This window comes from Wolbachia endosymbiont (group B) of Horisme vitalbata (assembly GCF_964028625.1).
GTDB lineage: Bacteria > Pseudomonadota > Alphaproteobacteria > Rickettsiales > Anaplasmataceae > Wolbachia.
On record NZ_OZ034797.1, the window covers coordinates 1,524,545 to 1,551,539 of the forward strand.

Genomic DNA, 26,995 nt, shown 5'->3' on the forward strand with positions numbered 1-26,995 from the left:
AGTGAAAATAATAAATGGTCTTACCTACCCCTCATTGCAGCAGGGTGGCAAAATAAGATAGACGAGAAAAGACAACTATAGGAACAAATAGGTGTCATTCCAGCACGTGACACTAGAATCCAGATTGTTTAGACTGGATCCTATGGTCAAGCCATAGGATGACAAAAGAGTAAACTTTACCTGTGTGAGCTATAGATCCCAGTGTTAGCTACTTTCATGACAAGAAATAAAGCACTGATTTTGTACATTAACCATGCTTTTAAATAGATACCTTATTCTTGGCAATTTTAAACTCAACAACAGACACAAACAGACAATTTCTCAAAAACTTTTACAAGAGATTTTGTTAAATGCTCTATCATTTCATTTGTATGGTAAGGCGTAGGAGTAATACGGAAGCGCTCAGTCCCCTTTGAAACTGTTGGGTAATTTATATGTTGTACATATATTCCATACTCATCAAATAACAATTTTGATGCTTTTTTGGACAACTCAGGATCGCCAATTATGATTGGAATTATATGAGTTTCTGTTTGCATAAAATTCACTCCTGCGTTTCTCAGTGAGTCTTTTACCTTTTCAACAGACTGCTTTTGCTTCTCTCTTTCAACATTGCTCGATTTTAAATGCTCAACGCTTGCCTTTGCTGCTGCTGCTAAAACGGGTGACATAGCAGTAGTAAAAATAAATCCTGGGGCTGAACTTCTTATTACATCCACCAAGCTCTTTGAAGACGCTATATATCCACCCATCACTCCAAAAGCCTTTGATAATGTACCCTGAATAACAGTTATTCTATCCATCAAACCTTCTCTTTCTGCAATTCCGCCACCGCGCGGTCCATACATGCCAACTGCGTGTACCTCATCCAAATAGGTAATTGCATTATACTGATCTGCTAGATCACATATCGCTTCAAGCGGTGCTACATCACCATCCATTGAGTATACAGATTCAAGTGCTATTATTTTCGGCGTTTTTATATCTATAGACTTTAGCAACTGCTCTAAGTGATCAACATCATTATGCCTAAATATGTGCTTCGGTCTTTTTCCTGATTTTATACCTTCTATCATTGAAGAATGGTTTTTCTCATCTGAAAAAATTACCACGCCCGGAATAACAGACGACAAAGTGCTAAGCGTAGTTTGGTTGGCAAGGTAGCCACAAGCAAAAGTTAAAGCAGCTTCTTTTTGATGCAAGTCAGCCAAAGACTTCTCGAGTTCAACAACTTCTTTTGTTGTACCTGATATATTTCTTGTTCCTCCAGCACCAACAGATGAATTTTGAATAGCAGCAATGACACTATCGTTTTGTGACATTCCCAGATAATTATTACTGCACCAGACAATAACCTCTCTATTTCTTTCATAATCCATAATATAGGGAAGTTTGCCAGGTAATGCCGCAAAATGAGTAAATTCACGATAGCGCCCTTCTTCTTTTATATCTTTGATTTTATTTAAGAATATTTTTTCGTAGTCTACCAAGTTTTTATCTATTAACAATCAATATAATTATAATAAATTATTAAATGATAGACTACTATTTCTTAACTTGCTTCTACAGCAGCATTACGAACAACCTCCTCAACATCTGGTCCTTTAAGTGGACCTGAAGGTGCCTTATTATAATAATGTACAGCTATAGCAGCAACTATACAGAAAGCTCCAATGCCTGCCGCTACTCCTGCTACCAGCAAACTAGTACCGAGAACAAAATATGCAACTGGTGCAGCAGCTAATGAAAGTACTCCAGTTACTGCAAACATCCATGTAGCCACAGTAGGCCATTTTACGCTATTCTCTTTTGTGTAAATTTTGTTGCTATTACTAGCTTGCTTATTAGCTACTGATTTTGGTTGTATATTTTCGTTAGCAACTTGTTCTACATGCTTGGCGGGTTTATTAGAAGTTTGCTCTTTTCTGTTATTATCAATTGATATTACGGTATTTACACTACCGACAATGTTGCAAAAAACATAAAAATAAAACTAGAGAAAACCATTTCTCGAAAACTTCTGTGTCCAGAACCAAGAGTCCGATTTACTTATAGCGCTAATAATCAATTAACCATCGGCTTTAAGGAATGATATGAACATATTATTTCAAGGAAAAGTCATGAGAAACAAGAGATTAGCTATCCAAATTAGCTGTAGCTATGAACCTAATCGGTTAGCAGAACAATGCTTATCAGATGCTTATGAAAAGGTAGTGTCAAAGGAAATAAGTCAAAAAAACTTAAAACATAAAAATGGGATTCAAGGAGGGTCAAATGGTAACAGTATGTTTATATGCGAGAGTTTCTTCGGGGAAACAAGTAGAAGGAAATACGATAGAAAGTCAAATTGCAGCTTTAGAGAAGCAAATTAATCTGGACGGATACAGATTGTTAAGTGAGTATAAATTTATTGATAACGGCTACAGTGGATCTCATTTAGTCCGCCCTGATTTAGAAAAATTACGTGATAAAGTAACAGAAGGTAAAATTGATAAGATTTACATTCATTCTCCTGATCGTTTATCTAGAAAATATGCATATCAAATGGTGCTGATTGAAGAATTTGAAAAAGCAGGAGCAAAAGTGGTTTTTTTAAATTATGAGATTAACGGTAACCCAGAATCTCAATTACTGTTACAAATGCAAGGTATGATAGCAGAATATGAACGTGCGAAAATTATGGAACGAAGTCGTCGTGGTAAAATCTATGCAGCTAACAAAGGCTATGTAAATGTAATGGGAGGAGCTCCTTATGGTTATCGTTATATAGATAAGCATATGGGAGGAGGACAAGCTTTATTTGAGATTAACGAAAAAGAAGCTGATGTCGTTCGTAAAGTATTTTTGTGGATAGGCAGAGAAAGAACAAGTATTGGGGAAGTATGTCGTCGGCTAAATACTATGTCCATTAAGACACAAAAAGGAAAAGAACGCTGGAATAAAGGTACAATTTGGAGTATGTTGAAAAACCCTGCTTACAAAGGACAAGCAGCTTTTGGTAGAAGAAGGTTAGGAGTAAGATTAAAGCAAGTAAGACCACAGAAAGGCTCTTGTGAGCAGCCAAAAAGTAACCACTCTGTCTATCCTGTTGAAAAAGCAAATTGGATTTATATTAAAGTGCCAAATATAGTAGATGAAGATATATTTGATATTGTTCAAGAACAATTAGCTGAAAATAGAAAAGTAGCAAGGACAAGAAAAAGAGGAGCAAAGTACTTACTACAAGGTTTAGTCATATGTAAGCGTTGTAATTACGGATGTTACGGAACTTGCATGAGAAGTAGACGAGAAGAAGAAGGTGGTCATTATGCATATTACCGTTGTAGTGGTAAAGATTCTTACCGTTTTGGTGGTAATAAGATTTGTGACAATAAACCCATTCGCTCAGATGCATTAGAAACAGCTGTGTGGGAAGAGGTTAAGCAGTTATTGAAAAATCCAAACAGGATTTTAGAAGAATACAAGCGTAGGCTTTCAGAACTAAAAAAATCATCATTGGATCAAAAAAGTGACCTGCTAGAGAAACAAGAAAATAAATTAAAACGTGGTATTGCTAGACTTATCGATAGTTATGCTCAAGAATATATCAATCAAGAGGAATTTGAACCACGAATTAAAGCAATGAAACAAAGCTTAAAAACAATTAAAGAAGAGAAGAAAAAGATATTTTATCAAAAGGAATTAGAACAGGAGGTAACTCTGGTTGTGGCCAATTTAGAAGACTTTTCTTCCAATATTACGTTAAACCTTGATAACGCAGACTGGTTAACTAAACGTGATATTATCAGAACATTGGTCAAGAGAATTGAAATTAACCTTGAGGACGTAAATGTGGTATTTCGCGTAAAAGAGCTACCGAACTCTTCTGGACATAATGGAAAGGAAAATAAAAATTTGCAACATTGTCGTAGGTGTATTAACACTTTCATTTGCAAAACCTAATGATGATGATTGAGGTAGAACAGTAAAATCTTCTTCATTGTGTGCAGTACCACATTGACTTTCGGGAATAGGCGATGTACCCTGATCTACAGCTGTAGGTATTGTAAGATTTTGCTGATCATCTTTTTCGTTATTTAGATCATCAGACTTTCCCTCAGTGACCATTGAAGGCATTTCTGCTGCAGTTTCAGGTACTTCTGTTTCATAAATAATATCAAACGAAGGAGAATCTGAAGAAATTCTAGGAGAATCGTCACTTTCAAGTTTAGAAAAATCATCATCTTCAGAACTCGACGATGCTAAATTTGATTCACTTCCTTCAGACTCCACCACAGGAGCTTTTTTACTACTTGCGGTAGTTTTCACATCATCGCTCACTGGTGATGCAGCAGCGATGTTCTCAAGCTCTTTTTCAAGAAATATTTTAATTTTTGCGAGCTTGCTTTTAGATTCTTTATCTTTCTTACCAACTTCCGTCTTATTAGCGTCTTCTAAGGCTTTATTCAAGATTTGCTTTGTGTCTACACTATTGTCCTCTTTCCTTACCTTTTCCACTAAAGACATTACTTCTTCATAATTAAGAGCGAAGATAGCATTAGACAATTTCTCTTCTATATTTTTAGGCATTTTACCCCTCCTATAATTATTATTATCTATAGTTTCTTCTATTGAAACCTTTTTATTATTCATAATATTTTCTTCTTTATCAACAATACTCCTTTGTGGCCGTTGATTATCAATATTTTTGGATTCTGGATCTTTTTTAATATTTAAATGCAAAGGTGTTTTATCATCTAAACCTTCAAGAAATTTTGTGATTTTTGATTCACTAGAAGATTTTTCCCTGTTTTCTTCCCTTACCAAATATAAACTTTTCGTTCCTACCAGATCTAAAGCTGTTTTGCCATCTCTATCTTTAATGTTCCAATCAGCTCCCTTGTTTACAAGTAATTTTACTATTTCAAATTTATCATGGTAAGCAGCCCAATGTAAAGCTGTTCTGCCATGCCTCCCATCTTGAACATCAACATTAGCACCATTTTCAATAAGTAAGCTTATTAGTTTAAAATTATCACGTGCTACAGCATAATGCAAAGGTGCAATTCCAGAATTATCTATACTATTAATATCAACAACTTTACGATTAACAATTACCTCTGCCGCTTTACTTTCAGGAGCTAAGTGTATAGCATAGTGCAAAAGTTTAGATGAAAAAATAATTCTACCTTCAGCCTCAGTATTCTTAAACCTATTTAGTATCACTTCTACGCATTTTTGATTACCAACAAAAGATGCCCTTTCAAGTTTTTTACATATACCATCCAAAAACATAGTATGATTCGGCTTATCCAAATGCTCTAATAAAAACTTAATATAGCATTGTCCACCAACACCAATAAGTAGCCTATCGAGCCCTTCATCTTGCGTAAATAATATACTTTTATGCGTTTCTGCATATCTTTCCACAAGCGTATCATTAGCTGCAATGGCTAGTAGTGAAAGCTCTTTTACTGAATGATTATAATAACCATTTGTTTCATCATAACTATTATTCAACAGCACATTGTGCGTATGATCAGTCAAATTAAGCTGTTGAGAGCAAAAATCCTTCAAATTACCACAATTCAAATCAGTAATAAATCTATTGCTTTCCTCTATATTATTTATAGTTTTATCTAAATCTGCATAATCACCATAATTTTTTGCTTTATTTATAACGTCTATTAATCCATCAAAGGTTAAATTTTCAGGGATAATGGTAAATTCTTCTTCATTATGCCTTGGTTCTATATTAACCTGATCTTGAGGCCAAAATAACTCTGTTGCTACAACTGCTGTAACTTCTGCAACACCTACCAATACATTCGCAACATTACCTAAAATGCCTGGATCAGTAACTACTTTGTTTGCTACTTCACTACTATCAGATGAACTCTCAGTAATAGACAAGTCTTCAGCAGCAAATGACTTAGGTCCTTCATTCATATTTTTCTCAAGAGTCTCTGTAATTCTATTATCCTCATCTTCGAAATGCCTATTTATTTCATCTAACAAACTTTTGCCATCAGCTTTGTAATTCTCTAATTGTTCAGGAATAGCAAATGTTACTTTGCCGTTTTCATACTCTACCTTACTATCTCGAAACTTAAGGGTGAACTCTAAAATAGCATCAACCCTGCATATTTCTTTACCCAGTTGCTTAACAGGCATATTTGGACAATATTTAACGTTTAAAGAATCCTGATCACTACAGACAATCTCTATATGTCTATCATTAGCATCAGGCAATTGCAAACCGTGTCCCAAAAATATAAGAGAGAGCTGCATTAACAAAGAGCCATCATAACCAGCCTGATTGCAACTAGTAATTAATTCTTCTAATAGATTATCATTTGGAATTTCTGCTTTAGCATGTTCAAACATTTTTGTAAAAACATGTTTTGCAATTTGGCGTTGGTCATTTTGATTACATTTATCACGAAGCTGGCTAACGAAATTCTTGTCTATAACTTGACCATTAATTACAAAATCCATCCTGGGTAGGTCTTTGTAAGCTTGCTTGCCAGAATTTGCATTCCTATTATTCTCACTTGCCTTTACTTGACTTAGCAGAGATTGTGTTAGTTGAAACTGTAACATAATTGGTACACTAGGTTCAACATCAGAATCCCTCACATCAGCTTCTTCTTGACTCTCATCACCTGAATCTCCAGAGTAGCGACGCTCCTTAATTTCTTCTCGCCCTAAAATTTCAAACTCCTCTTCAGTGCCTGAATCTCCAGAATGGCGTCGCTCACTTTCTCCTGCAGTATCTACTGCTGGCGGCATGAGCCCACCAAGTAAATTCCACCCCATGTTTTACCCCCTAATTATTAGCTAAACTAAGTATAGCATTAAATAGAAATTTTGCCAAGCAAGTTATTGAGCCTTTTAGCAAATAGACTTACGTCTTCCATCTCTTCACCTTCCACTATACAAGCTTGATAGAACAATAAGTAAATCATATCTCCAAGTGTTGGATTTTCACCATTTTCAGCGTGAGATTCCATTATGTTTCTTATCAAAGGATGCTTAATGTTAATTTCAAGTACTTTTGGCGTGCGGTAATTTAGCTGCTTCTGTTCACGTAAAAAACGCTCCATACGGAGATCCATAGTTCCTTCATCAACTGCTAGACACACAGGACTATCGGTTAATTTCTTAGAGATCTTTACACTTTTTACTAAGCTTCCAAGAACCTTGGTGAAGTATTCGAGTATAGAATCCGCGTTTTCTTCGCTTTTGTTTTCATCTGATTTATTTTCTTCATCTTTCTTACCTTCTTCTGAAGAGAATTTTTCTAAATCAACATCTGCACGAGTTACAGACTTAAATTTTTGATCTTTATATTCATGAATTACGCTAGTCCAGAAATCATCAACTGGATCAACAAATAGAAGCACCTCCAATCCCTTACTGACAAATCCTTCAAGTTGTGGACTGTTTTTCACTGAATCGAGACTATTACCTGTGAGATAGTAGATATGTTCCTGTTCAGGCTTCATTCTGCTTATATAATCATCAATGCTAACTAGCTTACCATCACTGGTGCTATGAAATCTGCAAATGGAAAGCAATGCTTCTCTTTCATCAGTTGGCATAGCTTCGCAAAGACCTTCTTTTAACACCGCACCAAAATTGCCCCAGAATTTTGTATATTCCTCTAAATTCTCTTTTGCTTTTTTGCCGAGCTCTGATATTATGCGCTTAGTTAAAGATTTCCTAATCTGCTCAACAACGCGATTATTCTGCAGTGTTTCTCTGCTGATGTTAAGAGGCAAATCCGGTGAATCAACCACACCTTTCAAAAAACGCAAGTACTGCGGTATAATCTGCACATTATCTTCAGTGATAAACACTTTATTTACATACAATTTTACAGAGCAGCGTCTATCTGGATGAAATAAATCAAAAGGCTTGATAGAAGGAACATAAAGCAAGTTCGTATACTCTATTGCACCTTCATTTTTATTATGAAATATCATCCAAGGCTCACCGCCCACATGTGCAACACCACGGAAGAAGTCGTTGTGCTCTTCTGGAGTAACGTCATTTTTTGGCTTAGTCCAAATTGCAGCTTTGCTATTTAATTTTTCACTTTTTCCTTCTTCATTTACAAACTCAACGGGAAAATTTATGTGGTCAGAGTAAGTAGTAACGATGTTTTCAATACGGAATTTGTCTAAAAATTCGCTTTCTTCAGGACGCATGATGAGCGTAATTTTTGTGCCACGAGAGATTTGACCATCTAATTTGCTGATTGAATACTCTCCATCTCCTTTAGATTTCCACACCCAAGACTCTTCTTCTCCGGCTTTCCTTGATTCTACTATAACTTCTGAAGCAACCATGAAGCTTGAATAAAAACCAACACCAAACTTTCCAATCAGCTCTACAGCTTGGCTCGAATCTTTATTATTCTTAATTGCATCCAAGAATTTTTGCGTACCAGAACTTGCAATCGTGCCAAGATTATCTATTAAATCTTGCCTGTTCATGCCAATTCCATTGTCGGTTATATACAGCTCATTCTTATCTTTACTGGAGCTAATAGTAATCTTCAACTCATCACTTGAATCTAATAAATCAGCATTTAATTGTGATTCATAGCGCAATTTATCACATGCATCTGATGCATTTGATATTAACTCACGCAAGAAAATATCCTTATTAGTATAAAGTGAATGAATTACTATATTTAGTACTTTGCCTACTTCAGCGTCAAATTTTAAACTTTCAGTTTCTTGTATGTTGTGCATTTTGAGCTCCATTATTAGCCTACTACTCTAATAATTTAAGTATTGCACTGCGATCTTTCAAGGTCACACATGCTAAAATTTATGTGGGCCAACTTATGGTTCCAATGCTAAACTGGAATAAGTACAACCATTGTGTCATGCAAATTAAGAAGAAAGTGCTAGAATATAATATCTCTTATTTGCTTCAAAGATTTGTTAGTCTTTGATTCTTTTTTTTTAAAAGTAGTCTCAAGAGAGATTTTAAGCTTTTTCCATTCTTCTTGACCATTTGGCATTAAATCACTCTCAATCTTCTCCAGTACTTTCTGAGGTGATGAATATAATTCCTCGTACAAATCAGTGTTTACTGACTGTAGTATTACTAAAAATGTAAATAAATTCGGATCAAGTAATTCTTCTTTTGCATGGTTCAAAAAACATAGCTTTATTCTCCTTATACAGTATTGTATTGCCTGCAGTGATAATGAGAAGCTTTCTGCATAAAATATAAAGCTATCTATAATTAAGCTCTTTGATTTTTTCGGTAATTCAGAACTTTCAAACAGTTTTCTTATAAACTGCTCTGTTGGCTGTTTTGGCAAATGCAAAGAGAGATCAGTAAAAGATTTTAGGCTAAAATTTGGTCCAAGTATTGTGCTAATTGCTCTTTGCACATTACTCTTATCTTGGCTAACAGAGATAATGAAAACCAGTCCCTCGACATCAAGCATGTACTTTATGGATTCTAAAAAATCGACAATGAATTTAGGGCGACATATATCAAGATCATCGACCATTATATAAATGTTTTTGTCTTTCCTGATTTTATTAACCACATCTGCTAGTTGTATCTTAAAGTCTCTAATGTTCTCTTTTCTCCTTTGGAGAAGATTTAATTCACCCAAGACAAAACCAATGTCTTTCTTATCAGCCTCTTTTGCAGCATCGAGAAATACTGAAAGCATAGCAAGTGGAGATTTACTGATCAGCTTTCCTAATGTATTGAGAGAAAATAGTTCTTGGTTTATGTTTTTGAACTGCTGTATAACACTCCTTTTTACTTTGTATGATGCGAATAGATCCTCAAACAAGAAATGCAAAAAAGAAGGCAATGGTTGATCTAGCGCACTAATATCCCATGCGCTGTAATAAGCTGCAATTTCATTTTGCTGCTCTAGATCTTTTACCCATTCTTTCAAAAAAAATGTCTTACCCCACTTATCATATCCTTCTAAGGATACGATTGAAAAAGACTTATCGATTGTCTTGATTATAGAACTAAATTTACTTGCAATTTGCTTATAACCCAAGCAATCACCTTCCCAATTTATTACCTTAGGCAATTGTTTCTCTTCTTTTTTTCTGAAGGTTATTAGCGATGTAAGTTTTTTTAAGCACATACCTTACTTTATATTTAACTCATACTCTTGTCTTGACGTAAGCGCTATCTTCAGAGTCCCTTCATCTAGGTAGTCAATTTCTCCACCTATCGGTATACCACAAGCAAGGCGCGATATTTTTACATTCGAATTCTTTAGCAATTCAATTATATATTGCGCAGTAACTTGGCCTTCTAATGTCGGATTGATTGCAATAATGACCTCTTCAATTTTAAATTCTGTAACTTTTTTGGGAATGTTATCAAGATTCAGTTCTTTTGGACCTATGCCATTTATTGCTGATAGCCTTCCACCCAAAACATGATACATACCTGAATATATATTCCCTTTTTCAAATGCCCATAGATCACCCAATTCTTCTACTACACACATTAACTTGGTGTCACGCTTTGGGTTAGTACAAATAGAACACGGCGATTTAGTATCTAGGTTTCCACAAATTTTGCACTCTATTATAAGATCCGCTAGCTCTCTAATCAAAGATGCAAGCGGTAGCATGACTTTCTCTTTATTTTGGAGCAAATGTATAACTAACCTTCGTGATGATGATGGACCTAAACTTGGCAATTTAGAAAAAGCATGAACTAAATTCTTTATATTAATGTTCATTTAACAAATTCAGGATATAGTTTATAAAATGATAACATCAAACCTTTCGTAAAGAAAGCTTAGTTTGATTGGCTATGAAAAAGATTTCCCACTTTTTTTTAGAACTGTCTTGAAAAAATTAATGTAATCACAATCTACTGTAACCTAACTCTGATTCAGGTATAACTGAAATTATCTCACACATTTGCGCAGTTACTACGGTACTTCTTTTTTGAAAATGACGTAATTTATTTTTCAACATATTTCTTTCTTCCACATAACTGTCCGATTCTTTATTCAAACTAGAATTTTTTTCTTCATACTTGGAAAGTATTGTATCGATCAAATAATTAAAAAATAATATTAGACCTGTAGTGTTGGAGAGCAATTCAAGAGAATAATATAACATATCTTCACTCACTTCTTCATTTATTATGTCATGAGAATTTTTATACATTCTAAAACAAGAGCCGAAGGCTGCTAAGCATACGCAAGTAAGTTTTGTTTTGTTTAGGACGCACTTAATTCGCGCTAGTTTTTTATTATTATCTTCTAATTTTATACGCAACTCACTAATTTTACTACTATAGTGCTTAATAAACAATTCTATTGCCTCTTTGTTATTAGCATAATTATATGCTTTGTAAGATTCCTTATCCATAAATTCAGTATCTATATCTCTTGATTTTAGAAGCTCTTTGATTACTTCATTCTTGCCAAGAAGCACAGCTTCGTGTAGAGGTGTGTACTCACTTTCAACATCTTTCCTTCTGTTAATATGTTCACGAGTTAAGTAGTCGAAAAGAACTGAAACGCATTTTGAATTATTACCTTCAATAGCCAGAGTAATTACATCTTTTTCGTCTTTGTTCTTAGTATTAATAACTTTAGAAAGCGGCTTTTCATTCTCTTGCTTACGTTCAAAATATTTGTGCTTGTAAAACTCATTCGAACAGTATGGTTCCTTAAGAATAGACAAAAGCTTTTTTACAAAATCAGCACGATTTTTTTTTATGGCCAAATGTAAAGGTGTGTCCTGATTTTTCTTATCTTGCAACAATAAGGCATCATACAAACAGCCCTCTTTATATAGAGAATCAATCTCTTGGTCAAAATAGATATCTTCTTCTTCTCCTTCACAGATATTTAATAGCCGTGACCCTATACTTTCTGTAGTACTGTAATCAATTGCAGAGCTACGTTTCACTTTAGATTGATAAAGGTTTATGTTCATACTACCCCTGCCTTTAAACAACCCAGCTATACCTCTAAACAGTTCAGCTATACCTGATTCACTCCGAGTGGCACAAGGTGTTTCATCTGGAATGTTAATCTCAACATTTTCACTAGAAAAAAGTTCTAAAACATGCGAGCTGCTTCTTCTACTGGAAAAAGGCACATCGTTCTTTTTATCTTTAATCTCAGCACTCTTTGCATTCAAAGAATTTAGAGAGTTAGCTAAACAATCAAGATCTGTAGCATTTTTAGACTCAAGGTCTTCTGCTTGAAAATTTGCTGCAGTGTTTATTTCACCTTTCATATTTCTTTATTTTACAGGGATTGCATTTCAGGTAGGGTATCTCATCTTTAAAATTTTTCAACTCTATTTAAATTTTTTTAAAATAGTTTTTGATAAAAATATTTATGACACTAACTTTTTGGTTCTCTTGTTAAACTTTTACAAGACAGAATTATTTTATAGCTAAAAAAATTACTTCCGCATATTTTGAATCTGATTATAATAACAATTAGAGATATTTATTGAGCTCAAAAATCTATCTCCGTCTGCAGACCTTTTTTATTAAACTCATAAAAAATGTAGCGTATCCTCTTCAGTGTATACTTAATTTCTGTCATATGTGCGCTGCATTTTTTTCTAATCTTTTTTACAGGGGGATTTTATGTCCAGAATTCCAGATATTTGACCTTTACTTTAGCTAATAAAAACCAACTGGTACCTGCGGTTTTTATAGCTACGTTTCTCAAACAAGTTTCAAATGAATAGATTTCTTGCATAACTGGAATTCAAAAGTTGATGTCATTCTAGCGCGTGACGCTAGAATCCAGTCCTTTTGTGCGAAAAACGTTGTAAAGTAACTTAGTTGGATCCCAGTGGGCTTTTTAACTGTTGAAGAAAAAATATGCCACAGAAAATGAAAGTCAGTAACCAAAACGAATATAACAAATTCCTTGAAAAAAGGGGGAATATTTTTCGTTACATCGATGAAGCTATCGAAAATTGGTATGAAAATAGTCCAAAAATGCAGGGCGGCAACTATATTTATAGTGATAAAGTTGTGATTTTAGTGCATATAATCGTCAGTTTCTTTAGAATTGGTTTAAGACAAACAGTCGGGTTTATAAAAGGATATCTGCAACAAATAGGAAAAAATTTGCAGCTATTCACAAGCATCAAAAAAAAACTTAATATTAAGATAAATGATTGCAGGATTGATAAAAGCAACATGGAAAATATTGAAATTATCATAGATAGCACAAATTTACAGTAACACTCCTGGCCACAGTAAGGAAAACAGTGCAGATAGAAAGTACCGAAGCTACGAGCAAGTAAGAAAGTTACATGTTATGTTAAGTGTGAATAGTAAAAAAGCTATAGCTGCAAGATACAGTAATGGCGTCTACTCTGACCACTTGCGATTTGCTTGAAGAAGTTAATTTTCAGCACAAAATAAAAGCATTATATGCAGATAGGGCATACGATAGGCAAAAACTTTATAAATTGTGTAAGAAATACGATATAAAGACAAAAGTTCTACCAAAAAAGGATGCAGCAGAACATTCAAAAATAGATTATATGTCTGACAGAAATGCTGCTATTAGGTTAATAAAATTATATGGACAAGATGGTGTAAAAGAGTGGAAAAAGGAAGTACATTATGGGAAAAGATCTTATATAGAAGGATTTTTCTCAAGGTTGAAGCAAGTATTTGTTTAGGAATAAATCTGAGATAAATCGAGAAAAAGAACTAAATGCTATTTGCTTAATAAATTCACTGGTATTGGTATGGCTAAATTTGAAATCATTACATAAATTTGTCGTAAACCATCACTGCTTAAGGTGCTATGAAACAAAGCCATCCCAGACTGGGATGACAGAAGAAGAGTATTTTAGGTAACAGCTGTTTACTCCAAAGTAATGTTGCAAAAGGTCTAACATATAAATTATAAGACTAATATAGAATATACCTTGCTAAAAAAAAAAAAAAGTATAACCTTTGATAAGGTATGCAGGCAAAAATTCTGTAACTTGGTCAGGTCAGAAATGAAGCAACCATATCAGAATCTTTTTGGGTTGCATACCTATTTGTACTATTTGTTTTATTCTAGGCTATGAACATAGCATTAAAATATCGTCCTAGTAGCTTTAAAGATTTAGTAGGTCAAGATATATTGGTGCGTATACTACAAAATGCTTTTACTCTCAACAAAATTCCACAATCTATACTGCTTTCTGGTAGCAGTGGAATTGGTAAAACCACCACTGCAAGAATAATAGCTTTATGTTTGAACTGCTCATTGGGGCCAACTTTTGAACCTTGTGGATCATGTACAAGTTGTCTGGCAATAAAAAATTCAAGCCATCCAGATGTAGTTGAAATCGATGCGGCAAGTCACACTAGTGTTGAGGATGTTAGAGCGATCTTGGGAGATATTTGCTATTTACCAATAAGTTCTAAATTTAAGGTTTACATTATAGATGAAGTACACATGTTATCCAGTAATGCATTTAATGCATTACTTAAAACTCTAGAAGAACCACCATCTAGCGTAAAGTTTATTCTAGCAACTACAGAAATAAAAAAGATACCAATAACTGTTATTGCACGTTGTCAAAGGTTTGACTTACATAACATTCCTTCAGCTAAGATAATGGAGCGTTTAAATGATATTGCACAAAAAGAAAATTATTTTATTGAAAAAGAAGCATCGGAATTAATTGCGCACCACTGTAGTAATTCAATGCGTAACGCTTTATTTTTGATGAATCAAGCAGTGCTATATAGCAAAGATGGTACAATATCCACTCAAAGTGTTACAGACATACTTGGTCTAGTAGATAGAAACGTTATATTTGATCTACTGGAAGCAGTATTAGACAGTGATTTACAGAAGGCTTTGTTAGTATTCGACAATGTGGTAAAAACAGCAAATCCGCTCAATATTTTTGAAGATCTACTGCAAACAATCCAGTTAATATGCCGTTTTTTAATTACAAAAGAGATTGATACAGAATATGAGAAGAGCAGAGTAAAAGATTTGAGTGCGAAAAAGTCTTTAATATTTTTTTCGAGATTGTGGAAGGTGCTGCTTAAGGGTATTCAAGATATAAAAATTTCAACATGCAATGAGGTTGCTGCTGAAATGATGTTAATTAGCCTTTGTTATCTTTCTGATTTGCCTTCTCCGGAACAGGTGATCAAAAAAATTCTTTCACAGAATGTAGAGCAAGGAAATAGACAGGGCAGACCTGTTGCACCTTCCCCATCTGTCGTCCAAGTAGCTGACTACTCGGATCCAAAAAAATATGTGGAAAAACCCCACTCTGTCATCCCAGTGCGCGACACTGGGATCCATGTGAAAAATAAACAACAAAATTACGATTTTGATAAGATTTTGCAACTATTAAGGCGGAGTAACCAAATTTATCTTTACAAACAACTGTGTAGTAATCTAAAATTAATAGATTGTAAATTTGGGTATTTAAAATTAAAAGCTGTATCTAACTTGAACAGTAATTTTTGTAATGACTTGAAAAGTTACTTAAATCAAGCTACTAATCAGGAGTGGGTTATTATAGTTGATACGAGTTATATGAATAGGGAAGTGAGTAATTTAAATTATGCACCTGTAGTTAAGGATATATTAAATACGTTTAAAGGTGCAAAGGTAGTTAATATAGAAAATAAGGAGTAGGTTGTGGATTTCAGTCAAATAATGAAGCAAGCGCAAGAAATGCAAAAAAAGCTTGCGGAAGCCCAAGAAAAATATATTGGAAAAGAGTTTCAAGGTATTTCTGGTGGTGGCAAAGTTTCTGTATTAGTGGAAGTTATAAAAATAGGTGGCTATAAAGCTAAAAAGGTAAACATAGACTTAGAGCTTATGAGAAATGAAGAAAAAGACATAGTAGAAGATTTAGTGACAGCAGCGTTTAATGATGCCATTAAAAAAGCAGAAGAAGATATGGCAAATGCAACCTCTGATCTCGCAGGTATGATGGGGTTACCACCTGGATTTAAACTTCCTTTTTAAATTTACTACTGAAGTTTGCCTTAATGCAGTAACTAAGTGTTTTCCTTTTATACTAGTACTTCCATGAAGTACATTCATATTACTGCATGAATATGCAGCAATTCACAATGATGAATGCAGATCAGAAGATAAAAAGACATTAGTGAAATAGGTGTCAGAAGATCAAGAGTAAAAAAAGTAGAGTAACTCTATTTATTAATTAATAAAATCTTTGTATTTTCCTAAAAGTTAGTTAAGATACAGAAGGTTTTGTGTTATTAAGTTAGCACTTGACTTAACTTTAGTTATTATTTAGACTGCTAAAGTGGAATTTTAATTTTTTTAACGAGGGCAATTATGCATTATAAAAAGTTTTTTTCGGCAGCTGCTTTAGTGACGTTGCTAAGCCTATCAAACTCTGCTTTTTCATCAGACCCTATTGGTCCAATAAGTGATGAAGAAACTAGCTACTACGTTCGTTTACAATACAACGGTGAAATTTTACCTTTTTATACAAAAGTTGATGGTATTACAAATGCAAAAGATAAAGAAAAGGATAGTCCCTTAACAAGATCTTTTATAGCTGGTGGTGGTGCATTTGGTTATAAAATGGATGATATTAGAGTTGATGTTGAAGGGCTTTACTCACAATTGGCTAAAGATACAGCTGTAGTAAATACTTCTGAAACAAATGTTGCAGACAGTTTAACAGCATTTTCAGGATTGGTTAACGTTTATTACGATATAGCGATTGAAGATATGCCTATCACTCCATACGTTGGTGTTGGTGTTGGTGCAGCATATATCAGCAATCCTTCAAAAGCTGATGCAGTTAAAGATCAAAAAGGATTTGGTTTTGCTTATCAAGCAAAAGCTGGTGTTAGTTATGATGTAACCCCAGAAATCAAACTCTTTGCTGGAGCTCGTTACTTCGGTTCTTATGGTGCTAGTTTTGATAAGGCAGCTAAGGATGATACTGGTATCAAAAATGTTGTTTACAGCACTGTTGGTGCAGAAGCTGGAGTAGCGTTTAATTTCTAGTCTATCTTTGTCTTATTATCCCAGTGGGTTTTTCTTGTCATTCAAGTAGCATGACACTGGGATCTAGAAAAAAGAAATGTGAATTCCAGTGTTTTAGCACTGGAATAACACATTATTTATTTAATGTAGTTTTTATCGTTACACGCTAGCAATGTTAATCAGGTAGCTGATACTGAAGTGTATTGCTACTAAGATCTCAATTAGATGTAAAATTGTGCTTTTTTAATTAAAGCTTGAATTTTTCACTGAAAATCAATATATTATATGTATAGAGTTTTAATTTAAGTTATTATGTTGACCCCAGTAGCAAATTTATGTGTTAATAGTAGCACTAATCTCATGCAATATATTGCTGAAGTGCGAAAATTTCCTATGCTTTCCCAAGAAGAGGAAGTGCGATTAGCAAAAAATTGGCAAGAATACCAGGATATTTCTTCTGCTCACAGGTTGATTACTAGCCATTTGAATTTGGTAGTAAAAATTGCAATGAAATTTAAGAATTACGGTCTATTGTTGATGGACCTGGTCATGGAAGGAAATATGGGTTTAATGCATGCAGTGAAAAAGTTCAATCCTAACTTGGGATTTCGTTTTTCAACTTATGCAGTATGGTGGATTGAAGCTTCAATGAAAGACTTTATATTAAAATCTTGGTCACTTGTAAAAATAGGTACAACGCAAGCACAAAGGAGATTGTTTTTTAGTTTACGTAAAATAAAAAAAAGAATTTTACAATACACAAACAGAGAAACTTTGAGTAAAGAAGAAATAAAAGCAATATCAAATGAGCTTTCTGTATCTGAAGAAGATGTTGTACAGATGAGCTATCGTCTGGCTTGTAAGGATCAGTCGTTAAATAATTGTATAAAAATAGGTGATGACTCTAAAAAGGAGTTACAAGATATGATTCCGTGTAATTTAGTTAGTCAAGAAGTAGCTTACCAGAATCATGAAGAAAAGGCATTAAAAGAAACAATTTTAAGCAATGCGCTGGCAAGTCTTAATGAAAGATCAAGAGACATTTTCATTAGCAGATATTTATGTGAAAGTACTCAGACTTTGGATGAGCTTAGCAAAAAATATTGTGTTTCAAGAGAAAGAATAAGACAATTGGCTAAGCAAGCAATGAGTAAGGTAAAACAACATGTAAAATCAGAGAGTTTGAAACTTGGTTTACATGCGTAGTCTTTTTGTATTTCTAATACTTTTTTCAATAGGTACTCTTGCATCGGTTAGTAACGTACAACTGAAGGAAAAATATAAAGATTGGCTTGTGTACACTGCATTGGAAGATGGTGAAAAAGTGTGTTACATTGTATCTCATCCTAAGAAAAAAAGTGAACATTATACAGCTGACCGCAAGCCGTATGTAATGGTCAGTTACGTTGATAAAAAAGCAGATGAGGTGAGCGTCACTTCTGGCTTTCAGTATAATAATGAGCCTGTAGTTCTCAATATCGATAAAAAAATTAAATATCAATTGCCAATAATACAGGGAAGTCTTGCGTGGACAGATGATACAAAAATGGACCAAGATTTGATTCTAAAAATGAAGCAGGGATTATCAATGGTAGTTAATGGAAAAGTAAAAACAGCAAATGTTGATGATACTTATTCCTTGCTTGGCTTTCAAAAAGCGTACCAAAAAATGCATGACTTATGCCATACAAAGCAAATTATTGATCACTAAAGTATAAGATAGGCTGTTTTGTCTCTCAGACAAAAATATGGATATCACTTTACATAGAATATGAATATCATTTAAAATATATTTTTGAGAATTAATATGTCAAAAATTGTAGATATAGGAATCAAAGAACAAAGTTCTGTGTGTGAACAAATGCGTTTTAGTGTAAGTCGTGCAAGCCTTTTAAATACGCTATCCAGGGTAAGTGGAGTGGTTGAAAGGCGCAACGCGATAGATGTTTTAGCGTGTATAAATATCAAAGCACAACATGGCAACATAAAATTGAAGGCTACTGATCTTGACATTTCAATATTTGCCTCACTTACTGCAAATGTATCAGCAGAAGGAGAAGTGAAAATCTCAGCACATACTTTACATGACATAGTGAAAAAATTGCCAACTAATTTGGATGTCAATTTCGAAATGAATAATCAAGGAAAATTATTGATATCCTGTGGAAATGCAAATTTTTCTTTACCGAACGTAGTTTCAAATAACTTCCCTGTTCTTGAAGAAGGTGATCATCAATACGATTTCACTCTACTAAGTGCAGATTTGGTAGACTTGTTGACTAAAACGAAGTTTGCTGTGTCGCTGGATGATACAAGGTATAATTTAAACGGGATATATCTGCATACAGATGAGCAATTTCTGTACTGCGTTGCAACTGATGGCCACCGTTTATCATGTATAAAAAGGCCTAAACCTGAAGATATCAACGGAGAATTTGGGGTGATCATTCCACGTAAAACTATCATGGAACTGTTGAAAGTATTGGGTGATTGTAATGAGATAAATATAAAACTTTCAGATAGAAAAATCAAATTTACATGTGGTGAGTATATTCTAATATCAAAATTGATAGATGGGACTTTTCCAGATTACAAAGCTGTCATTCCAACGTCTCAAGATAAACAAATGATTGTTGAGAGTAGCAAACTTGCTAGTGTTATAGACCGAGTTTCCGTTGTTGTGTCCGATAAAATAAAATCAATTAAATTTTCATTGCAAGAGAATTTATTAACTCTACATTCAAATTCCCAAGAGTGCAGTGATGCGACTGAGTCTATAGAGGTGGATTACGATGGAGCTCTTATGGAAGTAGGATTTAATTCTCGTTATTTGCTTGATGCTTTATCTTGTATAAAAAACAAATGTAAGGTCAGCCTATCAGATGGTAATAGCGCTACAATTATCACTGATGAAGATGATCCAAGTGCACTATATATAGTAATGCCAATGAGGACTTAAGCTAGTAATCTATCTTTACTAAGTATAAGCCGTGAGGCGGCGCAGTGACCCCAGCGGCGTTTCTTTTGCATTGACTTAATATATTTAACATTTCTTGTGGATTAGTTCTATTTTTTCCAAATTCAACTAAAGTGCCAACAATAATCCTCACTTGGTTATGCAAAAAGGAAATCGCAGATATTTTGATGTATATGTGACTTCCATTTTGTACTATATCAATATCATCGATTGTTCTGACCGGATTTGTAGCTTGACAATCTTTTGAGCGGAAGCTTGAAAGATTATGTTTTCCAAGCAGGTGTCTAGCAGCTTCACGCATGATGTTTACGTCAAGTGGGTTAAATACTTGCCACACATAACCGATTTCCAGAGCTGCAGGAGCGTAGCGATTAATTATTCTATATTCATAATATCTTTTTTTTGCTGAAAATCGCGCATGAAATGCATCATCTACGGCTTCTGCACTAAGCACAACTATAGGAATAGCTTTTAAGTGATAGTTTATTCCATTTCTTATTCTGTAAAGCTCAAATTGCCTTTCCATATTGAAATGAGCAACTTGCCCTAAAGCATGAACCCCTGTGTCAGTTCTGCCACCACAATGCAAAGAGACTCTCTCGCCACTGAAATTAAATATAGCGTTTTCTATGGTTTCCTGAATTGAGTTAGCAGAGTGTTGTTGCTTTTGCCAGCCAGAGAAACCACTACCATTGTATTCTATCGTTATTTTGTATCGCACTACAAAGTCTATCTATCTAATTTTAGGTAACTAACGTTCTTCGTTATTAAAAAACCCTTGGCAGATTGGTTGCGTTCAATTACCATGGAGACTATACAAGTTAATAAATGATCCATGGCACATAATCCAGAAGAAAGAAATAATGATAAGCAAAAAGCACTAGATAATGCAATAAGTCAAATTGAAAAAGCATTCGGTAAAGGTGCAATAATGAAGCTAAAGCAAAACCCTGTAGAAAAAATAGACACGATATCTACAGGGTCGATTGCACTTGATTCAGCTCTGGGTGTTGGGGGATTGCCAAAAGGACGTATAATTGAGATATTTGGCCCTGAGAGTTCTGGTAAAACTACCCTTGCTTTGCATGTAATTGCTGAAGCACAGAAAAAAGGAGGTTTATGTGCATTTATCGATGCGGAACACGCACTGGATGTTATATATGCTCGTAAACTTGGAGTGAAAACTGATGATTTGGTAATTTCACAACCAGACACTGGAGAGCAGGCGTTGCATATTGTTGAGTATTTAGTGTGTTCTAGTGCAGTTGATGTAATAGTTATTGATTCTGTTGCAGCACTAACTCCAAGAGCTGAAATTGAAGGGGATATGGGCGATCAGCACATGGGATTGCAAGCAAGGCTTCTAAGCCATGGACTCAGGAAACTAACTTCTGTAGTTTCAAAAGCAAACTGTATATTGATATTTATCAACCAAATTCGTATGAAAATAGGAGTAGTATATGGAAATCCTGAAACTACCACTGGTGGAAATGCGTTAAAATTCTATACTTCTATAAGACTTGATATAAGAAAAGTTGGTGCGATAAAGGATAAAGAGAATATTACGGGTAATGAAACGAGAGTTAAAGTTGTAAAAAATAAAGTCGCTCCTCCATTTAGAGAGGCAAAATTTGATATAATGTATAATGAAGGCATATCAAAACTTGGGGAAATAATAGATATAGGAGCAAAACTTGGTGTCCTTGAAAAGGCAGGCGCTTATTATTCATATAACAATACGCGTCTTGGCCAAGGAAGAGAAAATGTAAAAAGTTACCTCAAGGCAAACAAAGAAATTGCAAATGAAATAGAAACAAAAATCAGAGATTTATTTAAAAATCACGATAACTCTATTGCAATAGAAGAGGAACGCGAACAACTTCTAGAAGAATCAGTATTCTAATCTAAATTAGTTTGTATTGGGCAGTATTCGTTTGCTATACTAAAGTTTCACTCTCAACCGAGTTGATAAAAGCTGCGATATCTCCTTGTAGCATTAGGTGTATATTTTTTGCTATTTTTTCCACTAAGAGGATAACATTATCAAAATTTTCAAATTTTGATAATACATAATCTGCTAAGCTTTTCCGATTTTCAGGCCTACCTACTCCAAATCTCAAACGCCAATAATCGTTACCAATAAAGCTATCTATAGACTTAAGTCCATTATGTCCAGCAGAACTACCACCTTTTTTTACTTTTATTCTTCCAAATTTCAAGTCAGCATCATCATGTATGACAACAATATTGTCTAGCGATAATTTGTAAAAATTTTTTATTTTTGCAACAGGAATACCTGAATTATTCATAAATGAAGAAGGCTTTATTAGCATAACTTTATTATTGTTAATTATGGCAGAGGTTATCAAGTAATCGGCTTTCTTAGAAAATGACTGAAAATTCCAATATTTGTGAATTGCGTCAATAACGATAAAACCAATATTATGGTGAGTTAATTCATATTTACTACCAGGATTACCAAGCCCAGCTATTAAATGCACTACTCCTCTGTTTTTGTTTGAGGCTCTTCAACATCACTATCGGCAGCAGAGATTGTTACAATGGTGAAATTTTCTTCCTCATGAGCTACAAATTTAACACCTTCTGGCAATTTTACATCATTGATATGTATAGACTGACCAATCATTTTGCCAGACAAATCAATTTCTATGACTTGAGGTATTTTCTCAGGAGAGCATTTGACAGTAATAGAACGACACAGAACATTAAGCACTCCACCTAATTTGATTCCTGGTGATTTACTTTCATTGATGAATGATAAAGGTATATCTATTTTAATTTCACTACCTTTATCAACAAACTGAAAATCAACATGTTGCACAGTATCCTTTACTACATGCCATTGAATATCACGAACAAGAGCATATTCTTTTTTCCCTGAAATATCTAGTTCTATTAAATGTGCAGAAAGAGCACCTGATTTATATTGTTTAGTAAATTCCTTTGCAGACAATGTCAAATTTACGTTATCATGCCCTTTACCATATATAACTGCAGGTATACTTCCCTTCTCCCTCAGAGCCTGAATCGCTTTCTTTTTTTTTACATCACGTAACTCTGCATTAATTGTTACCATTTCTTGCTGTGCCATCGATTACTCCTATTCAGCTAATCCTTTTTATATAATTTAATAATATAACATAAAAATATTTATTTCAAACTTCATTCTTTCACACTAATTCTTTGTGGAAAAATTTATTTAGATATATACTTAAGATTACGTAGTAAGAGCTATGAGTATTAACGATCAAGTAGTTTTTAAGATTTATAAGCCAACAAAAACTGCAACACAATCTGGCTTAGGTAATACAAAATTCTGGTACCTAAAAATTGAGCCTTGTTCTTACTATATTGAACCTTTGATGGGATGGGTTGGCTCAAAAGATCCCCAAAAACAGATTGTATTAAAGTTTGATTCTCTTGAAAAAGCAATATCTTACGCAAAGAAACACAACACAAAGTACACAATTGAAATACCAAAAGATGTTAAAAGACTGCCAAAATCTTATGCGAATAATTTCGTATCAAAGTAAGTTTTATCGTAGTGTGTTTATCTAAAAACCTAAACCTAATCGTTACTATGATTTTGCTAACACACTGCGGCTATTTAGAGAGTTGAACCTGGCTAGCTAGTATCAAAGAGTTATTTTTTAGGTATTTCTCCGTAAGACTGCAAGTTTTTTTGGATTACTCAAATAACTTCATTCTGCTTGAAGAACTTTTATGTTGCTTTGCACTAAATTAATTTCACGTTTTATTTGTGTTAGCTATTTATTTAGTGAGTGGACATGTAATTTTACCTTAAATAACCCTATAATAAAAACATAGTTATTGAAATAATACAGAAGGTTCTCATGACAACCTCTGTATAGCTCTTAATTTTGCTGAACGCGCACGTGGATTTGCATTTACTTCTTCTTCACTTGCTTTCATCACTTTTTTGTTTAAAAGGGAGAATGTCTTGGTAGGTCCTGGTTCACACAAATCTTTAAAAAGGGTTTTAACTATACGATCTTCTAGAGAATGAAAGGTAACTACAATTAATTTGCCGTTTTCACTTAAAATCTCAGATGCAGCTTTAATACCCTTTTCAAGCTCTCCTAGCTCATCATTTACCCATATTCTGATTGCCTGAAATGTCCTAGTTGCAGGGTCAATCTTGCTTTTTCCACGAAACACTACAGAACGTACAATATCCGCAAGTTCAAATGTAGTTTTGATAATTTTCTTCTTCCGCGCATTTACTATCGCTCTTGCGATTTTACGAGAATGACGCTCACCCCCATAATTATATATAGTGTTCGCAATCTCTTCTTCACGTAAAGCGTTAACAAACGTCGAAGCATTCATATGAGAATAGTTATCCATGCTCATGTTAAGTGGGCCATCACGTAGAAATGAGAATCCTCTATCTCCATTATCAAGCTGCATAGATGAAACTCCAACGTCGAAAACTATTCCATTGATACCTTTAATATTATTACTATCTAATAAATTTTTAATATTACTAAATTTCTCAATAAATAGATTTATTCTATCAGGGTATTTAACGTTCAGATCATCATAAAATTTGGTAACTGTTTCATCCCTATCAATTGCATACACTTTGCAATCAGCGGATTCCAATATTGCTTTGCTATATCCTCCAGCCCCAAATGTAGCATCTACATATATGCCACCACTTTGTGGTGCTAATTGAAGTAGCATCTCTTTTAACAAAACTGGAGTATGTGTCATATCAAGAGACTTTGTGCACTTAAATTAAAATAACTTTCTCGCCAAAAAATATATGGAAATATATAGGTATAGTATAAGAATATTTAAATATAATCAACGATATAAAAATTTAATAAGATAATATTATTAATATAACATTTACATAATTCACGTTTGAAAAAGTAAGTAATATTACTATAATATCAAACAAATTACGGAAGATTTCGTGCAACAAATAACAAAAGTAATACTATCAAGTTTAATTTGTAACACTTTGTTGTGGTATGATCACATGCTTTTCAGCCATCTAATAAGCATAATCGGAGATGTGTTTTTTCCATCAGACGACAAATTAGTCAGCATACTTAAAGCTTTTGGAGTGTTTGCAGTGGGTTTCTTAATAAGACCAATTGGTGCTGCTATATTTGGCCACATTGGCGATAAATATGGAAGAAGGATTGCTCTATTTCTCTCTATCATATTGATGACTCTATCAACCGTACTTATTGCATTTGTTCCAGGGTATCAGAACATTGGGGTACTCGCATCAGTACTGGTGGTATGTTTAAGATTATTGCAGGGTATATCTCTTGGAGGAGAGGCAGGAAATGCCCCATTTTTAATAGAGCATGCTCCTAAAAATAAAAGAGGATTCTTTGGCAGTATTGAAGTATTGAGCGCAATTCTTGGCTCAATATTAAGTCTTATAGTGGTGCTTATATGCAAAAAAGTATCCGATTTTGAATCTTGGGGATGGAGATTGCCTTTTATTTTCAGTTTTGTAATAGGATTAATCAGTATATATATGAGATATATACTCGATGAAAGCCCAGAATATAAAAAGCAGGAAAAGCCACATGAATTACCGTTAAAAGAACTGTTAAATGGCTATAAAAAACCTTTTCTAATATCAATTGGAGTTGACATAGTTGAGAATGCATCTCTTTACATATATTTAGTGTTTTTTAATGTACTTGCATCAACAATAAACACTCACTTTAATCACGCAGTAGAAATATTGAATCAGGTTGCACTTGGAGGATTGACTATACTATTTGCAATACTTTCTGATAAGGTAGGGAGAGAAAGAGTCATGAAATTTGCATTTGTAACTTTTATAGTAGTAAGTTATCCAGTTTTTTCAATGATACTAAGTGGTAATAATTTGCTCACCATAATGGCGCACGTTCTTTTTATAATCCCAATAGCTGCTTCTCTTGGTCCTGTTAGCGCGTTTATGTGCGAATTATTCCCAATAAAGGTACGATACAGTGGATTTGGTTTATCAAGAAATATAGCTTCGGGATTTTTTGGTGGTCTTGCACCATTTATATGCACAACTATTATCAAAGTTACAGGACAAGGAACTTTAGCAAGTTTTTACATGATTTTCTGTGCACTAATTGGGTTAGTTGCTATATCACAAGTTAAGAGTTAGGTTTTTTCAAAAACCAAGTGTTTAAAAAATCTAATCATAAGGTGGAAAATGCCAATTTTTAGGTGATAGTGTAAATATTTCAACTCCATCTTTTGTGACTCCAAGCGTATGCTCAAACTGTGCAGAAAGTGAAAGATCACGTGTTGTCACTGTCCAGCCATCTAGCTTGCTGAGAAGAGTTTCATGTTTTCCAGCATTGATCATTGGTTCTACCGTAAAAAACATGCCTTCTTTTAAGATAAGATCCTCACCTTCATCATAAAAATGTACAACATTTGGTGGAGCATGAAAAACCTTTCCTATGCCATGTCCACAATAATTGCGTACGATAGAATATCCAAAATCTTCAATATATTTTTCTATAGCAAATCCTATTTCATTTAACTTATTGCCGGGCTTAACTTGTTTTATCGCTTCCATTAGCGCATTGTAGGCAGCATTACACAAACGCTTTGCTTTTATTGAGGGTTTACCGGTCCAAAACATGCGACTTGTATCACCATACCAGCCATTTAAAATCACTGTAACGTCAATATTTAAAATATCTCCATCTTTAAGAGGTTTATCATCAGGAATACCATGACATACAACAGCATTTTTCGAAGTACAAATTGATTTCGGATATCCCTTATAATTCAGTGGTGCTGGAATTGCACCTGCATTGATTATAAAATCATGACATAGATCATTTAATTCATTAGTTGTTACGCCTACTTTGACGTATGGTGCAATAAAATCAAGGGTTTCAGCTGCAAGCCTGCCAGCTTTACGCATAAAGTCAAAGTCTTCTTGTGAATGTATAGTTATGTTCATATCTTCCATTTCTTATTATAATTCACATCTTGCATAGTAGATAATGTCATTC

Annotated in this window: 24 protein-coding genes and 1 other RNA gene; 13 read left to right on the forward strand and 12 right to left on the reverse strand. The window is 34.0% G+C overall.

Annotation, left to right across the window (positions count from 1 at the left end):
• Window positions 1–293 precede the first annotated feature (293 nt).
• Both hemA and ABWU56_RS07310 read right to left on the reverse strand, forming a co-directional pair.
• Entirely contained in the window at window positions 294–1,490 is a 1,197-nt protein-coding gene (gene hemA, locus ABWU56_RS07305; RefSeq protein WP_353281972.1) for a 5-aminolevulinate synthase, read from the reverse strand.
• 62 nt (window positions 1,491–1,552) lie between these two features.
• Complete coding sequence (locus ABWU56_RS07310) at window positions 1,553–1,771, reverse strand: hypothetical protein (RefSeq protein ID WP_353281481.1); 219 nt, start codon at window positions 1,769–1,771, stop codon at window positions 1,553–1,555.
• Window positions 1,772–2,253: 482 nt separating this feature from the next.
• Between ABWU56_RS07310 and ABWU56_RS07315 the strand changes: the two genes are divergently transcribed.
• Window positions 2,254–3,942 (forward strand): recombinase family protein, encoded by a 1,689-nt coding sequence (locus ABWU56_RS07315; RefSeq protein ID WP_264953053.1) that lies wholly within the window; start codon window positions 2,254–2,256, stop codon window positions 3,940–3,942.
• Here ABWU56_RS07315 and ABWU56_RS07320 read toward each other — a convergent pair.
• From ABWU56_RS07320 to ABWU56_RS07340, 5 genes are all read right to left on the reverse strand, one after another.
• Window positions 3,853–6,798, reverse strand: coding sequence for an ankyrin repeat domain-containing protein (locus ABWU56_RS07320; protein ID WP_353281483.1), 2,946 nt, complete (start codon window positions 6,796–6,798; stop codon window positions 3,853–3,855). The two genes, ABWU56_RS07315 and ABWU56_RS07320, sit on opposite strands and share 90 nt — an antisense overlap.
• 38 nt (window positions 6,799–6,836) lie before the next feature.
• Entirely contained in the window at window positions 6,837–8,741 is a 1,905-nt protein-coding gene (gene htpG / locus ABWU56_RS07325) for a molecular chaperone HtpG (RefSeq protein ID WP_010403187.1), read from the reverse strand.
• Between the two features lie 158 nt (window positions 8,742–8,899).
• Window positions 8,900–10,120 carry a P-loop NTPase fold protein gene (locus ABWU56_RS07330; protein ID WP_010403185.1) on the reverse strand — a complete coding sequence of 407 codons (1,221 nt, stop codon included), beginning with the start codon at window positions 10,118–10,120 and terminating at the stop codon, window positions 8,900–8,902.
• Between the two features lie 3 nt (window positions 10,121–10,123).
• Window positions 10,124–10,729: a recombination mediator RecR gene (recR, locus tag ABWU56_RS07335; RefSeq protein ID WP_064085684.1), complete on the reverse strand. Its 606-nt coding sequence runs from the start codon at window positions 10,727–10,729 to the stop codon at window positions 10,124–10,126.
• Between the two features lie 127 nt (window positions 10,730–10,856).
• A complete protein-coding gene (locus ABWU56_RS07340; protein WP_353281485.1) occupies window positions 10,857–12,248 on the reverse strand; it encodes an ankyrin repeat domain-containing protein in 1,392 nt (463 codons plus the stop codon).
• Between the two features lie 601 nt (window positions 12,249–12,849).
• On the opposite strand from ABWU56_RS07340, the gene ABWU56_RS07345 reads away from it, so the two are divergent.
• From ABWU56_RS07345 to dnaN, 9 genes are all read left to right on the forward strand, one after another.
• Entirely contained in the window at window positions 12,850–13,218 is a 369-nt protein-coding gene (locus ABWU56_RS07345) for a transposase (protein ID WP_353281487.1), read from the forward strand.
• 122 nt (window positions 13,219–13,340) lie between these two features.
• Complete coding sequence (locus ABWU56_RS07350) at window positions 13,341–13,664, forward strand: transposase (protein ID WP_264376059.1); 324 nt, start codon at window positions 13,341–13,343, stop codon at window positions 13,662–13,664.
• A 280-nt stretch (window positions 13,665–13,944) separates the two neighbouring features.
• Window positions 13,945–14,043: signal recognition particle sRNA small type (ffs, locus tag ABWU56_RS07355), an RNA gene on the forward strand.
• A gap of 16 nt (window positions 14,044–14,059) precedes the next feature.
• Window positions 14,060–15,643 (forward strand): DNA polymerase III subunit gamma/tau, encoded by a 1,584-nt coding sequence (gene dnaX / locus ABWU56_RS07360; protein WP_353281489.1) that lies wholly within the window; start codon window positions 14,060–14,062, stop codon window positions 15,641–15,643.
• 21 nt (window positions 15,644–15,664) lie between these two features.
• Window positions 15,665–15,979 (forward strand): YbaB/EbfC family nucleoid-associated protein, encoded by a 315-nt coding sequence (locus ABWU56_RS07365; protein WP_006013488.1) that lies wholly within the window; start codon window positions 15,665–15,667, stop codon window positions 15,977–15,979.
• Window positions 15,980–16,315: 336 nt separating this feature from the next.
• Window positions 16,316–16,999: a P44/Msp2 family outer membrane protein gene (locus ABWU56_RS07370; RefSeq protein ID WP_264684882.1), complete on the forward strand. Its 684-nt coding sequence runs from the start codon at window positions 16,316–16,318 to the stop codon at window positions 16,997–16,999.
• Window positions 17,000–17,290: 291 nt separating this feature from the next.
• Entirely contained in the window at window positions 17,291–18,184 is an 894-nt protein-coding gene (locus ABWU56_RS07375; protein WP_353281490.1) for an RNA polymerase factor sigma-32, read from the forward strand.
• A complete protein-coding gene (locus ABWU56_RS07380; RefSeq protein ID WP_064085618.1) occupies window positions 18,177–18,689 on the forward strand; it encodes an invasion associated locus B family protein in 513 nt (170 codons plus the stop codon). Before ABWU56_RS07375 ends, ABWU56_RS07380 begins: the two co-directional genes overlap by 8 nt.
• A 96-nt stretch (window positions 18,690–18,785) precedes the next feature.
• The gene (dnaN, locus tag ABWU56_RS07385; protein ID WP_353281492.1) at window positions 18,786–19,937 is read left to right on the forward strand and encodes a DNA polymerase III subunit beta; all 1,152 of its coding nucleotides are present in this window, start codon (window positions 18,786–18,788) and stop codon (window positions 19,935–19,937) included.
• Window position 19,938: 1 nt separating this feature from the next.
• On the opposite strand, the gene truA is transcribed toward dnaN, so the two are convergent.
• A complete protein-coding gene (truA, locus tag ABWU56_RS07390) occupies window positions 19,939–20,676 on the reverse strand; it encodes a tRNA pseudouridine(38-40) synthase TruA (protein WP_264336495.1) in 738 nt (245 codons plus the stop codon).
• Between the two features lie 114 nt (window positions 20,677–20,790).
• Between truA and recA the strand changes: the two genes are divergently transcribed.
• Window positions 20,791–21,858, forward strand: coding sequence for a recombinase RecA (gene recA, locus ABWU56_RS07395; RefSeq protein ID WP_264376085.1), 1,068 nt, complete (start codon window positions 20,791–20,793; stop codon window positions 21,856–21,858).
• Between the two features lie 34 nt (window positions 21,859–21,892).
• Here the strand turns inward: recA and pth are convergent, their stop codons facing one another.
• Window positions 21,893–22,456, reverse strand: a complete 564-nt coding sequence (pth, locus tag ABWU56_RS07400; RefSeq protein ID WP_353281494.1) for an aminoacyl-tRNA hydrolase — start codon at window positions 22,454–22,456, stop codon at window positions 21,893–21,895.
• Complete coding sequence (locus tag ABWU56_RS07405; protein WP_264376083.1) at window positions 22,456–23,067, reverse strand: 50S ribosomal protein L25/general stress protein Ctc; 612 nt, start codon at window positions 23,065–23,067, stop codon at window positions 22,456–22,458. Before ABWU56_RS07405 ends, pth begins: the two co-directional genes overlap by 1 nt.
• Window positions 23,068–23,209: 142 nt before the next feature.
• Between ABWU56_RS07405 and ABWU56_RS07410 the strand changes: the two genes are divergently transcribed.
• Entirely contained in the window at window positions 23,210–23,509 is a 300-nt protein-coding gene (locus ABWU56_RS07410) for an ETC complex I subunit (RefSeq protein ID WP_265041778.1), read from the forward strand.
• Between the two features lie 319 nt (window positions 23,510–23,828).
• Here ABWU56_RS07410 and rsmH read toward each other — a convergent pair whose 3' ends face one another.
• Window positions 23,829–24,713 carry a 16S rRNA (cytosine(1402)-N(4))-methyltransferase RsmH gene (gene rsmH / locus ABWU56_RS07415; RefSeq protein ID WP_353281496.1) on the reverse strand — a complete coding sequence of 295 codons (885 nt, stop codon included), beginning with the start codon at window positions 24,711–24,713 and terminating at the stop codon, window positions 23,829–23,831.
• 205 nt (window positions 24,714–24,918) lie between these two features.
• Here rsmH and ABWU56_RS07420 point away from each other — a divergent pair, with 205 nt between their 5' ends.
• Entirely contained in the window at window positions 24,919–26,130 is a 1,212-nt protein-coding gene (locus ABWU56_RS07420; RefSeq protein ID WP_353281498.1) for an MFS transporter, read from the forward strand.
• Between the two features lie 30 nt (window positions 26,131–26,160).
• On the opposite strand, the gene map is transcribed toward ABWU56_RS07420, so the two are convergent.
• On the reverse strand, window positions 26,161–26,943 hold the full coding sequence (gene map / locus ABWU56_RS07425) for a type I methionyl aminopeptidase (protein WP_010403864.1): 783 nt from the start codon (window positions 26,941–26,943) through the stop codon (window positions 26,161–26,163).
• Window positions 26,944–26,995: the final 52 nt, after the last annotated feature.

Bases quoted from the DNA above. Each gene is read 5' to 3' on its own strand.
- map (WP_010403864.1), bottom strand. From the start codon at position 26,943: ATGAACATAACTATACATTCACAAGAAGACTTTGACTTTATGCGTAAA.
- ABWU56_RS07350 (WP_264376059.1), top strand. From the start codon at position 13,341: ATGGCGTCTACTCTGACCACTTGCGATTTGCTTGAAGAAGTTAATTTT.
- ABWU56_RS07405 (WP_264376083.1), bottom strand. From the start codon at position 23,067: ATGGCACAGCAAGAAATGGTAACAATTAATGCAGAGTTACGTGATGTA.
- ABWU56_RS07315 (WP_264953053.1), top strand. From the start codon at position 2,254: ATGGGATTCAAGGAGGGTCAAATGGTAACAGTATGTTTATATGCGAGA.
- ABWU56_RS07345 (WP_353281487.1), top strand. From the start codon at position 12,850: ATGCCACAGAAAATGAAAGTCAGTAACCAAAACGAATATAACAAATTC.
- ABWU56_RS07310 (WP_353281481.1), bottom strand. From the start codon at position 1,771: ATGTTTGCAGTAACTGGAGTACTTTCATTAGCTGCTGCACCAGTTGCA.
- htpG (WP_010403187.1), bottom strand. From the start codon at position 8,741: ATGCACAACATACAAGAAACTGAAAGTTTAAAATTTGACGCTGAAGTA.
- recA (WP_264376085.1), top strand. From the start codon at position 20,791: ATGGCACATAATCCAGAAGAAAGAAATAATGATAAGCAAAAAGCACTA.
- ABWU56_RS07365 (WP_006013488.1), top strand. From the start codon at position 15,665: ATGAAGCAAGCGCAAGAAATGCAAAAAAAGCTTGCGGAAGCCCAAGAA.
- rsmH (WP_353281496.1), bottom strand. From the start codon at position 24,713: ATGACACATACTCCAGTTTTGTTAAAAGAGATGCTACTTCAATTAGCA.
- ABWU56_RS07320 (WP_353281483.1), bottom strand. From the start codon at position 6,798: ATGGGGTGGAATTTACTTGGTGGGCTCATGCCGCCAGCAGTAGATACT.
- dnaN (WP_353281492.1), top strand. From the start codon at position 18,786: ATGTCAAAAATTGTAGATATAGGAATCAAAGAACAAAGTTCTGTGTGT.
- recR (WP_064085684.1), bottom strand. From the start codon at position 10,729: ATGAACATTAATATAAAGAATTTAGTTCATGCTTTTTCTAAATTGCCA.
- ABWU56_RS07340 (WP_353281485.1), bottom strand. From the start codon at position 12,248: ATGAAAGGTGAAATAAACACTGCAGCAAATTTTCAAGCAGAAGACCTT.
- dnaX (WP_353281489.1), top strand. From the start codon at position 14,060: ATGAACATAGCATTAAAATATCGTCCTAGTAGCTTTAAAGATTTAGTA.
- ABWU56_RS07410 (WP_265041778.1), top strand. From the start codon at position 23,210: ATGAGTATTAACGATCAAGTAGTTTTTAAGATTTATAAGCCAACAAAA.
- ABWU56_RS07380 (WP_064085618.1), top strand. From the start codon at position 18,177: ATGCGTAGTCTTTTTGTATTTCTAATACTTTTTTCAATAGGTACTCTT.
- ABWU56_RS07375 (WP_353281490.1), top strand. From the start codon at position 17,291: ATGTTGACCCCAGTAGCAAATTTATGTGTTAATAGTAGCACTAATCTC.
- ABWU56_RS07330 (WP_010403185.1), bottom strand. From the start codon at position 10,120: ATGTGCTTAAAAAAACTTACATCGCTAATAACCTTCAGAAAAAAAGAA.
- ABWU56_RS07370 (WP_264684882.1), top strand. From the start codon at position 16,316: ATGCATTATAAAAAGTTTTTTTCGGCAGCTGCTTTAGTGACGTTGCTA.